Source organism: Pseudomonas sp. SIMBA_041 (genome assembly GCF_046535095.1).
In the GTDB taxonomy this organism is placed as follows: Bacteria; Pseudomonadota; Gammaproteobacteria; order Pseudomonadales; family Pseudomonadaceae; genus Aquipseudomonas; species Aquipseudomonas mucoides.
Window position 1 is genome coordinate 52,740 of the sequence record NZ_JAWRXJ010000001.1, and the last position, 14,468, is coordinate 67,207.

11 protein-coding genes are annotated in these 14,468 nt (G+C 59.6%); 8 read left to right on the top strand and 3 right to left on the bottom strand.

The window, feature by feature from the left end:
* Positions 1 to 3 precede the first annotated feature (3 nt).
* The gene (gene polA / locus SB725_RS00300; RefSeq protein ID WP_410921125.1) at positions 4 to 2,775 is read left to right on the top strand and encodes a DNA polymerase I; all 2,772 of its coding nucleotides are present in this window, start codon (positions 4 to 6) and stop codon (positions 2,773 to 2,775) included.
* A gap of 300 nt (positions 2,776 to 3,075) precedes the next feature.
* On the opposite strand, the gene yihA is transcribed toward polA, so the two are convergent.
* Positions 3,076 to 3,717 (bottom strand): ribosome biogenesis GTP-binding protein YihA/YsxC, encoded by a 642-nt coding sequence (gene yihA / locus SB725_RS00305; RefSeq protein ID WP_027926151.1) that lies wholly within the window; start codon positions 3,715 to 3,717, stop codon positions 3,076 to 3,078.
* Between the two features lie 191 nt (positions 3,718 to 3,908).
* On the opposite strand from yihA, the gene SB725_RS00310 reads away from it, so the two are divergent.
* From SB725_RS00310 to SB725_RS00340, 7 genes are all read left to right on the top strand, one after another.
* Positions 3,909 to 4,199 (top strand): c-type cytochrome, encoded by a 291-nt coding sequence (locus SB725_RS00310; protein ID WP_027926152.1) that lies wholly within the window; start codon positions 3,909 to 3,911, stop codon positions 4,197 to 4,199.
* 46 nt (positions 4,200 to 4,245) lie between these two features.
* Positions 4,246 to 4,857: a c-type cytochrome gene (locus SB725_RS00315; protein ID WP_027926153.1), complete on the top strand. Its 612-nt coding sequence runs from the start codon at positions 4,246 to 4,248 to the stop codon at positions 4,855 to 4,857.
* 200 nt (positions 4,858 to 5,057) lie between these two features.
* Positions 5,058 to 5,699 carry a thiol:disulfide interchange protein DsbA/DsbL gene (locus tag SB725_RS00320; RefSeq protein ID WP_027926154.1) on the top strand — a complete coding sequence of 214 codons (642 nt, stop codon included), beginning with the start codon at positions 5,058 to 5,060 and terminating at the stop codon, positions 5,697 to 5,699.
* 13 nt (positions 5,700 to 5,712) lie between these two features.
* The gene (locus SB725_RS00325) at positions 5,713 to 6,591 is read left to right on the top strand and encodes an endonuclease/exonuclease/phosphatase family protein (RefSeq protein ID WP_027926155.1); all 879 of its coding nucleotides are present in this window, start codon (positions 5,713 to 5,715) and stop codon (positions 6,589 to 6,591) included.
* Positions 6,588 to 8,609, top strand: coding sequence for a GGDEF domain-containing protein (locus tag SB725_RS00330; RefSeq protein WP_194940529.1), 2,022 nt, complete (start codon positions 6,588 to 6,590; stop codon positions 8,607 to 8,609). The genes SB725_RS00325 and SB725_RS00330 overlap by 4 nt, the downstream gene beginning before the upstream one ends.
* Positions 8,610 to 8,711: 102 nt before the next feature.
* Positions 8,712 to 9,491 (top strand): N-acetylmuramoyl-L-alanine amidase, encoded by a 780-nt coding sequence (locus SB725_RS00335; protein WP_027926157.1) that lies wholly within the window; start codon positions 8,712 to 8,714, stop codon positions 9,489 to 9,491.
* A gap of 75 nt (positions 9,492 to 9,566) precedes the next feature.
* A complete protein-coding gene (locus SB725_RS00340; RefSeq protein WP_027926158.1) occupies positions 9,567 to 11,180 on the top strand; it encodes an EAL domain-containing protein in 1,614 nt (537 codons plus the stop codon).
* Between the two features lie 7 nt (positions 11,181 to 11,187).
* On the opposite strand, the gene SB725_RS00345 is transcribed toward SB725_RS00340, so the two are convergent.
* Both SB725_RS00345 and algB read right to left on the bottom strand, forming a co-directional pair.
* The gene (locus SB725_RS00345) at positions 11,188 to 12,978 is read right to left on the bottom strand and encodes an ATP-binding protein (RefSeq protein ID WP_027926159.1); all 1,791 of its coding nucleotides are present in this window, start codon (positions 12,976 to 12,978) and stop codon (positions 11,188 to 11,190) included.
* 10 nt (positions 12,979 to 12,988) lie between these two features.
* Positions 12,989 to 14,335 carry a sigma-54-dependent response regulator transcription factor AlgB gene (gene algB, locus SB725_RS00350; protein WP_027926160.1) on the bottom strand — a complete coding sequence of 449 codons (1,347 nt, stop codon included), beginning with the start codon at positions 14,333 to 14,335 and terminating at the stop codon, positions 12,989 to 12,991.
* Positions 14,336 to 14,468 lie beyond the last annotated feature (133 nt).

Consider the following 14,468-nt stretch of genomic DNA (forward strand, 5'->3'; position numbering starts at 1 on the left):
CTCATGAGCCAAGCCCCCCTCGTCCTGGTGGACGGTTCTTCTTACCTGTACCGCGCCTTTCACGCCCTGCCGCCGCTGACCACTTCCAAAGGTTTGCCGACCGGTGCGGTCAAAGGTGTGCTGAATATGCTCAAGAGTCTGCGCAAGCAGTACCCGGACAGTCCGTTTGCCGTGGTGTTCGACGCCAAAGGCGGGACGTTCCGCGACGAGATGTTCGCCGAGTACAAGGCCAACCGCCCAAGCATGCCCGACGACATGCGCGTGCAAATCGAGCCGCTGCACCAGAGCGTGATCGCTTTGGGCTTCCCGCTGCTGTGCGTCGAAGGCGTCGAGGCCGATGACGTGATCGGCACCCTGGCCCGCAGCAGCGCGGCGGCGGATCGCCCGGTAATCATCTCCACCGGCGACAAGGACATGGCGCAACTGGTCGACGGCCACATTACCTTGGTCAATACCATGACCGGTAGCAGCATGGACGTGGAGGGCGTGAAGGAGAAATTCGGGGTCGCTCCCGAGCAGATCATCGATTATCTGGCCCTCATGGGCGACTCTTCCGACAACATCCCGGGCGTTCCGGGTATTGGCCCGAAGACCGCTTCGGGCCTGCTGGTGGGCGTGAATGGCGGCCTGACCGAGTTGTATGCACAGCTCGACATCGTCCCGACCCTGCCGATTCGCGGCGCGAAAACCCTGCCAGCCAAGCTTGAAGAGCACAGGGAGATGGCTTTCCTCTCCTATCAACTGGCGACCATCAAGATCGACGTGCCGCTGGACATCGGCCTCGATGACCTGCAAATGGGCAAACCGGACCACGACAAGCTCGCCGAGTTGTACACCCTGCTGGAGTTCAAGAGCTGGTTCGAAGACAACCAGCGCGACGCCAAGCGTTCCGGGCAGGAAGTCAGCGCACCGGTGGTTGAAGAAGTCGCCGCCGCGACCGAACTCAACTACACGACGATCCTCACCCAGGCTGATTTCGACCTGTGGCTGAAGAAACTCAACGACGCCAAGCTGATCGCCTTCGACACCGAAACCACCGGCATTGATGCGCAGCAGGCGCAATTGGTCGGCCTGTCTTTCGCTGTACAAGCCAACGAAGCGGCCTACATCCCGCTGACCCATTCCTACATGGGCGTGCCGGATCAGCTGGACCGTGACACCGTCCTTCGTGCGCTGAAGCCGATTCTGGAAGACCCGAACAAGCTCAAGGTTGGCCAGCACGCCAAGTTCGACATGAATATCCTGGCCAACTGCGCCATCGGCGGTGACCAGAGCTGCGGCATCACCGTGCAGGGCATCGCTTTCGACACCATGCTCGAATCCTACGTGCTGGATTCCACGGCAACCCGTCACGACATGGACAGCCTGGCGCTCAAGTACCTGAATCACACCACCACCAGCTTCCAGGACATCGCCGGCAAGGGCGCCAAGCAGCTGACTTTTGACCAGATCTCTCTGGAACTGGCCGGGCCTTACGCCGCCGAAGACGCCGACGTGACCCTGCGCCTGCACCAAACCCTGCAGGAAAAACTCAATGCCATCCCGAGCCTGAGCAAAGTCCTGAGCGAAATCGAAATGCCGCTGGTACCGGTGCTGGCGCGGATCGAGCGCCAGGGTGCGCTGGTCGACGCCAACCTGCTGGGCATTCAGAGCGTGGAACTGGGCGAGAAGATGGTCGCGCTCGAGCGTGAGGCGTTCGCCATCGCTGGCGAAGAATTCAACCTCGGCTCACCCAAGCAATTGGGCGTGATCCTGTACGAAAAACTCGGACTGCCGGTGCTCAGCAAAACGGCCAAGGGCCAGGCCTCCACCGCCGAAGCCGTGCTGGCGGAACTGGCCGAGCAGGATTTCCCGCTGCCTAAAGTGCTGATGCAGTACCGCTCGATGAGCAAGCTGAAAAGCACCTACACCGATCGCCTGCCAGAACAGATCAACCCGCGCACCGGACGGATTCACACCTCCTACCATCAGGCTGTCGCGGCGACCGGGCGTTTGTCGTCCAGTGATCCGAACCTGCAGAACATTCCGATCCGCACCGCCGAAGGCCGGCGCATTCGTCAGGCGTTTGTTGCCCCCACAGGCTACAAATTGCTGGCGGCGGACTACTCGCAGATCGAACTGCGGATCATGGCCCACCTGGCCAAGGACGAAGGTTTGCTGCATGCGTTCCGCAATGATCTGGACGTGCACAAGGCCACCGCCGCTGAAGTTTTCGGCGTGGAACTGGCCGACGTCACCACCGATCAGCGCCGCAGCGCCAAGGCGATCAACTTCGGCTTGATCTACGGCATGAGCGCGTTTGGCCTGGCCAAGCAGATCGGCGTGGATCGCAAACAGTCTCAGGCCTACATCGACCGTTATTTCGCCCGCTATCCGGGCGTGCTGCAATACATGGAGCGCACGCGCGCCCAGGCGGCCGAGCAAGGTTTCGTTGAAACGATCTTCGGTCGTCGCTTGTACCTGCCGGAAATCAACGCGAAAAACCCGGCCCTGCGCAAAGGTGCCGAGCGCACGGCGATTAACGCCCCGATGCAAGGCACGGCGGCGGACATCATCAAGAAAGCCATGGTGGCGGTGGATAACTGGCTGACCTCGTCAGGTCTCGACGCCAAAGTCATCCTGCAGGTGCACGATGAATTGGTGCTTGAGGTGCGTGAGGATCTGGTCGATCAGGTTCGCGAAGAAATTCGTATCCACATGAGTGATGCGGCGAAGCTGGACGTACCGCTTCTGGTGGAGGTTGGGGTCGGGAATAACTGGGATGAGGCTCACTGAGCCGTCTGAACAGTCGTTTTCTGCTGCGGCATAGTGCCGCGGCAGAAAATCAGGGAGCAGCATTATGTCGAAAAATGCTTGGGCTTATTTCCAATGGATTTGGAACTTCCTCGGAACTAATCCCGTCAACCGCCACTCAGAGTTACTGAATGGCTGGTGAAGCCCTTCGATGCTCCTATGTTGTGTTAAGTGTTGGCAGATATCTGGACCCCGCCCTAGCGGTCCGGAACTTGGACCCCGGAACTTCCCCCTCCCCATAGAAGTCCGGGGTTTTTTTTGCCTGCGATTTGCCTCAACGCCTTACTCGGCGGCCTCGGAACCCTTGTCCGCCAGCTCCATCCAGCCCGCCAGTACAGTGTAGGCATCTTCCAGACCCAGGCGTTTTGGCGCCGAGAACAACTGGATACTGACCGCATCCCCCCAGCCCTTGCGGATATCGGCCTGAACCTTCAGCAGGACGTTTTTCGCTGCGCCGTACGTCAGCTTGTCGGCTTTGGTCAGCAAAATATGCATCGGCATACCGGCGGCGACGGCCCAATCGAGCATCAGCAGGTCGAAGTCGGTCATTGGATGACGGATGTCCATCATCAAGATCAGACCTTTCAAACTCTCGCGACCGCCCAGGTACGCTTCCAGGTGACGCTGCCAGTGCAGCTTCAACGGAATGGGTACTTTTGCGTAACCGTACCCCGGAAGGTCGACCAGACGACGATCATCGTCTAGCTTGAAGAAGTTCAAGAGCTGCGTGCGCCCCGGAGTTTTCGAGGTTCGCGCAAGACTGGCGTGCGTCAGGGTGTTCAGCGCACTGGACTTGCCGGCGTTGGAACGGCCCGCGAAGGCCACTTCAAAGCCTTCATCGTCCGGGCATTGGTCGACTTTGGCAGCGCTGAGCATGAAGGTGGACTGTTGGCACAGGCCGAGGATGGGATTCTTGAGTTGCATGGGATTTCCGATGTGGGCGGCGCCGGGAATGGACGCGGCAAGCGGTGTCGTTTCCGTTTCAGTGACGCCAGTATATAATGCCGCAGATTTTGTGTGCGCTTTGTCCCAGCGTAGGATGAAGTTCACGAGAGCGATTGACCTTGATTGCGCATTAGAACGCAGAACGCTCTCAACCCTGAAAAGGTCGTTTTATGACGAAATGGCTGCTAGCTGCCGGTGTCTTGATACCGCTTTACAGCGCTCAGGCTACACAGGATCCGGAAGCTGTGTACAACCGTGTTTGTGGTGCCTGTCATTCCGGCCAACTACCCATGGCGCCTCAAAAGGGCGATCAGGAAGCTTGGACGCCGAGGTTGGCGAAAGGTATGGAGACGCTGGTGCAACACGTGACCCAGGGTTTCAAGGCGATGCCGCCGCGTGGTTTGTGCATGGACTGCAGTGCCGAGGATTACCAGGCCATCATCCACTGGATGAGCGAGTGATCCCGGTCCATAACTCTTTAACCCTTAGCCGTAGTTGGATTAGCTGATGAACAAATTGATCGTGAGTCTGCTGTTGACCGTGGGGATCTCCGGCATTGCCCATGCTGCAGGTGATGCGACTGCTGGTCAGGCGAAAGCCGCAGTATGTGGCGCCTGTCATGGCCCGGATGGCAACAGCATGGCGCCTAACTTTCCGAAGCTGGCGGGTCAGGGTGAACGCTACCTGACCAAGCAATTGCACGACATCAAGTCGGGCAAGCGCACCGTTCTGGAAATGACCGGCCTGCTGACCAACCTGAGTGACCAGGACCTGGCTGATATCGCAGCCTACTTCGCCAAGCAGAATGGCAGTGTGGGCGCCGCCGACCCTAAAATCGTGGCTCGCGGTGAGGCACTGTTCCGTGGCGGCGACCTGGCCAAAGGCTTGCCAGCCTGCACCGGTTGCCACTCGCCAAATGGCGCAGGCAACGTTGCTGCCGGCTTCCCTCACCTGGGCGGCCAGCACGCTCAATATGTCGCCAAGCAGCTGACCGATTTCCGCAAGGAAGAAGGCGGACGCACCAACGATGGCGATGCCAAAACCATGCAAACCATCGCCAAACGACTGAGCGACGAAGATATCGCCGCCGTGTCCAGCTACATTCAAGGCCTGCACTAAGGCCGGTTGATCGAGCGTTGCGAGCGATGAACATCTCCTGCAACGTTAACGCTCGATTAATCCGTCGCAGCAAGTATAAAAAGGGTGGCTTTGGCCGCCCTTTTTTGTGGCCGCTGCCGTTACACTACAGAACTCAAGCCCGCCAGGACCTGTCTGAAAACAGGTCGCGCGAGGCGACCCAAATTGTCCAGGAGTAAAGCATGCGTAATCTGATCATCAGCGCCGCACTCGTCGCTGCCAGCCTGTTCGGCATGACTGCCCAAGCCGCCGAAGCACCCGCCGCCCCTTATGTCGAACTGACCAATCCGGTTCCGGTTGCCGTGCCTGGCAAGATCGAAGTCGTGGAGCTGTTCTGGTATGGCTGCCCGCATTGCTACGCTTTTGAGCCCGTGATCAATCCTTGGGTCGAGAAGCTGCCTTCCGACGTCAACTTCGTGCGCATTCCGGCCATGTTCGGCGGCCCTTGGGACGCACACGGCCAGATGTTCCTGACCCTGGAAGCCATGGGCGTCGAGCACAAGGTTCACGCCGCCGTTTTCGAAGCGATCCAGAAAGAACACAAGAAACTGGTCACTCCAGAAGAAATGGCCGAGTTCCTGGCCACTAAGGGCGTCGATAAAGACAAGTTCCTGGCCACCTTCAACTCCTTCGCCATCAAGGGCAAAATCGTCCAGGCCAAAGAGCTGGCCAAGAAGTATGAAATTTCTGGCGTACCAACCATGATCGTCAACGGTAAATACCGTTTTGACGTGGGTTCTGCCGGCGGTGCCGATAAAGCGCTGGAATTGGCCGACAAACTCGTCAACAAAGAGCGAGCGGCTAACAAGGCTGCCGCCAACTAAGCGAAGCACTGCCATGCGCCGCTGGGGAACTGAACGCGTTGTTGGCCTGCATGATCCACGGGTCAACGAACATCACCTGGAGTCCACGGGCCTGCCCGCAGACAGTCGTCTGCGCTTGCTCAGTTTTAATATTCAGGTCGGCATCAGTACCGAGCGGTATCGGCACTACCTGACCCGGGGCTGGCAACATTTGTTGCCGCACACCGGGCGTGCCGACAATCTGCAAAAAATCGGCAACCTGCTGGGCGACTTCGACCTGGTCGCCCTGCAAGAAGCCGATGGCGGCAGCCTGCGCTCAGGCTACGTCAATCAAGTCGAGCACCTGGCGCAGCTCGGTGCCTTCCCCTACTGGTATCAACAACTCAACCGCAACCTCGGACGACTCGGCCAGCACAGCAATGGTGTGCTCAGCCGCTTGCGCCCGTGGGCGATTGAAGACCACCCGCTGCCGGGGCCCAAGGGTCGCGGGGCCATTCTGGTGCGCTTTGGCGAAGGTCCGGAGGCGCTGGTGGTGGTCATGATGCATCTGGCGCTCGGCGCTCGCGTGCGCAGCCTGCAACTGGCCTACATCCGCGAATTGATCGGCGGCTATAAACACCAGGTGCTGATGGGCGACATGAACACCCATGCCAGTGACCTGCTGCAAAACTCCCCGTTGCGTGATCTCGGCCTGCTCGCGCCGCAACTGGAAGCGACCTTTCCCAGCTGGCGCCCGCAACGCTGCCTTGACCACATTCTGCTAAGCCCGACACTGACCCTCGAAAAGGTCGAAGTGCTGGCACAGCCCATTTCCGATCACCTGCCGGTCGCGGTAGAGATTCGTCTGCCGGGTTCGCTCACGGCTGATGCATTGCCCGCGTTGAGTCCTGCCCTTCGCGGATCCCATGAATGAGCGACGAAACACAGCGCTGGAAAGAGAAATACCTCAAAAGCATCGAACAACAGGAAAAGCTTGAGCGTCGCTGGGATGCTCGGCTCGACCTGCTGCGCCGTGGGCTGGTGCGCAGCACGCTGGCGGCGGAGGGCACTGACCGCGCTGTCGACCAATGCATGAAAGAGATGCGCGAAGTCGTGCGCACCGATGACATGGACGCCGGCTTGGCCGCCCTGCTGCCGCGACTCGAAAAAGCCGTGCTCGATTCCGAGCAGCGCCGGGAAACCCGAGTCAACCAGACCAGCGCCGCACTGACCGCGCTGGTCGCGCAACTGCAATCGCTGCCGCTGCCCCGGGAAGTCAGCCGACCGCTCAAGAGCTTCGCCAAAAAGCTCGATGGACGAGTCAGTCAGGCCCGCGAGATGCCACTTCTGCTCAGCGAACTGAGTGGCCTGCAAGGCAAAGCCTTGAGGCAATTGGAGAACCCCGCCGAACCTGACCGGCCCGGTTTTCTGCAGAGATTGTTCGGTAGCCACGAAGCGGATGAAGAAGTGCCGCAAGTCGTCGCTCCTGCCGTTCACGCACCGGCTGTGCAGGCTGAAGAGCGGGTTGTCGAGATGGCGCACGCCGGTGACGCCGATGATGCAGATGAGGAGGACCTGCCGCCAGTCGCACCGCCAGCGGTGCACAGCGTCCACCCCACGGTGACTACCCCGGAGCCTCAAGAGACTCCCGCACCGGAGCCCGCTGCGGAGGTGGTCGCGTTTGTCCCGCCTGTTCTTCAGCCCGACATCGCGCCCGCGCCTGAATCGCCAACACCCTCGAACAGTGAACGACTGGAAGAGCCCGCCCTTCCCCTTCCAGCGCCAGCCATTCAGGTTCAACCAGCCATCAATCCCGATGAACTGACCCGGGCATTGACGACTGACGATCCGGAACAAACCGAACACGAGGACATCTTCTACGCCTTGCCCGATTCACCGGAGCCGTCCTATAGCTCCGTCGCCAGGCACATCGAAGACACCCTGCTGGGACTGCTCGACGACCTGACGCTGCCGGAACGCTACCGTCCGCAAGCCGAAGCGATGCGCGACCGCCTTCAACATGGCCTGAATTGGTACGAACTGATCCCGATCCTCGACGATCTGGCAACGTTGATGCTGGCGATCAACGACAGCGGCCAGCACGAATTCGAAGTCTATTTACAACAACTCAACGAACGCCTGGAGTCTTTCCAGAGTAATTTGCAGGCGGCCAGCGAAGGGCACGCCGACAACCGTTCTGCGGCGCGCCAGATGGACACGCAGATCCGCGAACAAGTCGACGGCTTGCACAGCAGCATGCAGGAAGCGGCAGACCTGGACGACCTGAAGCGGGTCCTGGAAAACCATCTTGAAGGCCTGCTCGGCACCATGGATCGCCACCAGAAGCAGCGCGACGAGCGCGAACAGGAAGTGGCGACGCGGCTGCACAGCCTGGCTGAACGGGTGGCGCACATGGAGCAAGAAGCGCAAGGCTATCGTGAGCACCTAGAAGAGCAACGCCAAAAAGCCCTGATTGATCCGCTCACCGGCCTGCCCAATCGCGCCGCCTGGAGCGAACGCCTGGATCACGAAATCGGTCAGTGGCAACAGCACGGCAATACCCTGTTGCTGGCCATGCTGGATCTCGATCACTTCAAAAGCATCAACGACAACTACGGCCACCTGGCAGGCGACAAGGTGCTGAAGATCATCGCCAACGTGTTGCGCAAGCGCCTGCGCGGGACGGATTTCATCGCACGATTTGGCGGTGAGGAATTTGTACTCCTGATGCCCGGTACAGCGCCGGCAGTCGGTGCAAAGCTGCTGGAAACTTTGCGCGCCGCGATCGAAGCCTGCCCTTTCCACTTCAAAGGTGAGCGGGTCACCATCACTATTTCCATGGGCCTGACGACGCTCAAGCCTGGCGAACATAGCGATGTGGCGCTGAAAAGAGCTGATCAAGCACTGTATCGCGCCAAAAACGCCGGACGTAATCGGGTGGAGACTGGCTGACGTCCAATTGTTCCATTTTGTTTAAAACCGGGCTTTTGCCGTCGGCACGCAAGGCAGTACGTTACACTGTTGCATTACTGTCTTGTGTGTACGTCTACTGCCATGAAATATCTCGCTCTCATTGTGTCGCTGTTGCTGTTGGCCGCTTGTTCCAGCGGCCCGCGTATCGACACCAGCCACCCTTCGGCCAACTACGACAGCCGCATCCAGTTCGTGGTGGTGCATTACACCAATGCCTCGCTGGAGCGCTCGCTTCAACTGCTGACCCACGGCGAAGTCAGCAGTCACTACCTGATCGGCGACGACAAGGGCGCCACTATCTATAAGCTGATGGACGAGAATTTTCGCGCCTGGCACGCGGGCGAAAGCGAATGGCAAGGCCGGACCTGGCTAAACTCCAGCTCCATCGGTATCGAGATCGTCAACCCGGGCTTCAAAGACACCCCCACCGGGCGCCTCTGGTATCCCTACAGCGAAGACCAGATCAACTCGTTGATCGTCCTGCTCAAGGACATCAGCAAGCGTTACAACATCAATCCCCACGCCATCATCGGCCATAGCGATATCGCGCCGCTGCGCAAACTCGATCCCGGTCCGCTGTTCCCCTGGAAACGCCTGGCTGCCGAAGGCCTGGGTGTCTGGCCCAACGAGCAGGCCGTGGCGCGCCAGCAAGCCCAGTTCGCGATACAACTGCCAAGCATCAGCTGGTTCCAGGGGCAACTGGCCAGGCTGGGTTATGCCACACCACAAACCGGTGAACTGGACGTAGCGACGCGTCATGTGTTGGCGGCTTTTCAGATGCATTTCCGCCCTTCCCGCTTCGACGGCACGCCTGACGCCGAATCCGCTGCGATCCTGCAGGTCCTGAATCAGACAAAATAATGGCGCCCGTCCGAAGGTAAGAGCTTTTTCCCAATCAGCAGCTATAACTCATTGGTAATTCTTCGGATATCAATAATGGCTGCCGCACGAGAGACACTCCGTAGCTGGTTTTATCGCCCCTGGTTTCTGGCGATACTGGCTGCTGCCCTCAGCGCAACTATCTTGATGGCCGGCAGCCTGTTTGTGGCGATGCATCAGGTTGAACAGAATGAAAGCGAAGAAATGAATGCTCAGGGTGAGCGCTTCCTTGCCCGCCTGGAGCAATTGTTCGGGCAACTGCGCGAAAGCCTCGATGACCTGGAAGCCCAGCCGCTTCGAGGCTGCGATGCAGAGATGATCGCCACTTTGCAACAGGTCAGCTTCAACTACCGCTTCGTCTACGAAGCGGCCTACATTGATTCATCCCGCCTGTGCTCCAACCGTCCTCGCCAGGAAGGGCTTTCGCTGCTGCGCCCTCCCGACATCCGCGGCCCCACCTACAGCTACTGGCTGAACACCACCACCGAACCCGATGAAAACCGTGCCGCGCTGATGCTCGGCAGAGGCAACTTTCGGGTGGCGACGTCTCGCGGGCATTTGACGGACATGGTCGACCTGACGCCCGGAAGCAGCCTGCTGGTGGTGCTGGACCACGGCACTCGCGCCATTCCCGTATTGGGTGCTGCCCAAGTCTGGCCACCGACGGAATCCTGGGCTCCCAAAAGCCGCGACGCATTGCAAGTCACGCAAACCCGCCTGATTTACCGCATGCCGACCAACAACCCTGAATACCAATTGGTATTGATCACACCACGCACAGGCATCCACGTGCCGGCGGTGTGGTGGTGGCTCCTTCCCGCCAGCCTGGTACTCGGGATCATTGTCGGCTTCCTGGTGTTTCTGCTGGTGCGCCAGCGTCAGTCGCTGGATGCCGAATTGCATGGCGCCATACGCCGGGGTGAGCTGCAGGTGTTGTATCAACCGATCTTCGATCTCGACAGCCGCAACTGCGTCGGTGCCGAGGCGTTGCTGCGCTGGCGAAGGCCTGATGGCACGCTGACCAGCCCGGACCTGTTTATTCCAATGGCGGAAAATACCGGCCAGATCCGCCAGATGACCGATTTCGTCCTGCAGCGCCTGCTCGAACAATTGGGACAACTGCTGCGCGCCAACCCGCAACTGTACATCTCGGTCAACCTGGCAGCGTGTGATGTGATGGTGCCCCGAATCGGCCAGGTGATGGCCCGCCTGCTGACGTTGCACCGTGTCGCGGCCAAGCAGATCGCCTTCGAGGTGACCGAACGGGGATTGATCGATGTGGTGGTGGCCAGGGAAAACCTGCAAGCGTTGCGCGATGTCGGGCATCAAGTGCTGATCGATGACTTTGGCACCGGCTATTGCAGCCTCGCCTACCTGCAAACCCTGCCCGTGGACTGCCTGAAGATCGACAAGGCATTCATCGACGCACTGGGTCATGACGCCGCCAGCAGTGGCGTGGCACCGCACATCATCCACATGGCGCAAGCGCTGCAACTCAAAGTGATTGCCGAGGGCATCGAGCATGAAGCGCAGGCGGCGTTTCTAAGCAGCGAAGGCGTGAAATTCGGTCAAGGCTGGTTGTTCGCTCATGCCTTGAGCTCCGTGCAGTTCATCGAACTGATTACCCGCGGCCGGCGAATGAAAGGCCGGCGCCTGGATGACGAGGCGTGAAAGCGCCTTACACCGCCAGCGCCATGTAGAACTGCGTACCCTGCCCCGGCCGCGAATAGACGCCCATGCGCCCACCATGCAGTTGCACGATTTCCTTGCACAGCGCCAGGCCAAGCCCGGCGCCGCCCTTCTTGCGGCCGACCTGGACAAAAGGCTCGAAAATTCGCCCTTGCTGGCCATAGGCAATGCCTTCGCCGTTATCCTCGACACTGATAATCACCCGCTCGCCATGGCGCCGGGCCTGCAATCGGATCAGGCCTTCCCGTGCGGTATGGCGCAAAGCGTTGTCGATCAGGTTGTCGAGCACCCGGTCCAGCTGCGGTTGGTCGGCCTGCAATCGGGGTAACGGCCCTTGCACCTCTATGCGCAATTCGATGCCCTGCTCAGTCGCCGCCTCGGCAAAGCGGGCATGGGCCTGCGCCAACAGTTCCTCGATGGAGCATGGGGCCAGGGTCAGTTTCTGCAAGCCGTTCTGGTAGCGAGAGAAGTTCAGCAGGTCGTTGATCAACTGCATCAGGCGCTGCATTTCTTCATTGACCGTATCCAGCAGGTCGGCTTCGCGAGAGTCCTGTGGAAATTTCGCCCGCTCACGGAACAGACCGAACGCCATGTGCATGCCGGTCACCGGCGTTCGCAATTCATGGGACGCGCGCAGGACAAACTCGCTGCGCACCCGTTCGAACGCCCGCTGTTCAGTCACGTCATGCAACACCATGACCGCGCCGAGAATGTGCCCTTGGGTATGGCTGACCGGCGTCAGGCTGTAAGTCAGCAACCTCGATTCACCATCGACCTCGATACTCAGGTCTTCCGGCGCACGCTCCAGCGTGCCGCCGCGCAGCACCAGTTGCAGCTGTTCATCCAGCTCGGGACGTTCAAGGGCCGCGCCCAGCCCTTGGCCAAGGCGATCGGTGTCCCAACCCAACTGGCGCTGAGCCACCGGATTGAGGTGCTCGAGATGACCGTCGCGATCGATCATCAACAAGCCGTCATCGATGCTGTCGAGCACGGCTTGCAGACGTTGCTGACCGGCGAGCAATTCATCAATGTTGGTGGCCTGATGCTCACGCAATGCCTCAGCCATGATCCCGAAGCGCTTGGTCAGCAGGTTCAATTCCACAGCAGACGACACCGGCAGGGTCACCTCGAAATTGCCCTGGCCAATATGATCGGCGGCCTGCGCCAAGGCTTCGATCGGTTCGCCAAAGCGCCGGGCAATCGCGTGTGCCGTCACGAACCCGATGATCAACACCGCCAATCCCACCAGACCCAGCAAGCCCGCCACCAGTAACGCGCGCTCCCGGGACTGGCGTTCGGTGCTGTTGATGTCATCCAGCGCCCGCTTGTGCTCTGCGAGAAGACCGTTGCGCAAGGTGTTGAATTTTTCCGTGAGGGCTTCGCTGCCACTCAGAACCTTGGTGGGCTCAGTGGCCTGGCCGTAGGCCTGAACAAACTCCAGATAATCAACCTTGGCCTGTTTGAACCCGTATTGACCGCCATTGCCGTTTTGCTCAAGGGCAATGCCCTCATCGAGCAACTGCAAGTAGTGTTGCCTGGACGCCTCGAACCCGGCTGGATCCGGTTTTTCGTTGACCATGATCATCAGTTGATCGCCCAGGGTCTGGCGTAGTTTCAATCCCAGATCGAGCGTGACGAAGTTGTTGCGAACGAGCGCTTCCTGGGACCCGGCCATCTGCATCACGCTGACCAGTCCGAGCAAGAGCCCGAGCAGTGCCACGGTGATCAGTGCAGAAATACTCAGAAACAGCCGAGTACGCAGCTTCATCGCCAATTTCATCGGTGGCAGCTCACAAGTTGTATTGCTTGCGTTTGCGGTACAGGGTCGAGGCATCAATGCCCAGGGTCTTGGCCGCTTGATCCAGTGTATCCGCCGTGGCGAGGACTGCACCGATGTGAGCTTTCTCAAGTTCGTCCAGACTCAACGCCGCGCCAATGCGCGGCGCATTATTGACCGGGGTTTCGGCCATGCCCAAATGGCTGATTTCGACCCGTTCTTGTGGACAAATAATGCTCGCCCGCTCCACCACGTTACGCAGTTCGCGAATATTGCCGGGCCAGCGATAACCTAGCAGTGCCTCGCGGGCCTCATCGCTGAAGGCTCGGGCCGGGCGCGCATACTCCTTGACGAAGCGAGCGAGGAAACGGTCGGCCAGGTTCAGGATGTCTTCACGGCGCTCGCGCAGCGGCGGCAGGTGCAACGTGATGACGTTCAGGCGATAGAGCAAGTCTTCGCGGAAGCGGCCGTCGCGCACCATGTCTTCAAGGTTCAGGTTAGTTGCCGCCAGAATGCGCACATCGGCGCGGCGGGTCACCGGGTCCCCTACCCGCTCGTATTCCTTGTCTTGAATGAATCGCAGCAACTTGGGTTGCAAAGTCAGCGGAAAATCGCCGATCTCGTCGAGAAACAGCGTGCCGCCGTCGGCCTGGTTGACCCGCCCCAATGTACTTTCGCTGGCACCGGTAAAGGCCCCACGGCTGTGACCGAACAGTTCGCTTTCCATGAGTTCGGCGGTCAGGGACGGGCAGTTGATCGTGACGCAGGACTTCTTCTGACGCTTGCTCCAGCCGTGAATCGCCTGGGACAGCTCACCTTTACCGGTGCCGGACTCACCCAGGATAAGGATGTTGGCATCGGTCCCGGCCACCTGGCGGGCGGTTTCGAGCACGACTTTCATCGCCGGGCTGTGGGAGTCCAGGCCATCCTTGGGTTTACGCACTTCACCTTCAAGGGCTTCCAGGCGGGCGGACAGTTGCCGCACTTCCAGTTGCTTGGCGGTGGCCAGACGCAATTGATCAGGGCTGCAGGGTTTGACCAGGTAATCGGCGGCGCCCGCCTGAATCGCATCGACCGCCGTGTCCACGGCCGAGTGCGCGGTGACGATCACCACACGCATCCACGGCGCCTGAATACGCATCTGAGCCAGCACATCCAGGCCATTGTCCTCACCCAGGCGCAGATCCAGAAAGCACAGGTCGAACACCTGACGCTGCAACAAGGCATCAGCCTGAGCGGCGCTGTTCGCGGTTGAGACGCTATAGCCCTCGTCTTCGAGGCAATAGCGGAAGGTTCGCAGGATAGCGGACTCATCGTCTACCAACAGAATGCGGCCTTGATGCACCGTGGCTGATTCCATGTTCCTGCGCTCCTTTAATGATTGATCTTGGTTAGTCCCGGATAAATCGGGCAAGTTGCATGGTCGATTCTGATCCATTCCAGCACCGGCAGGGTAGCTATCTAAGGCCTGTCTGACTAATTCGCTGATTTTC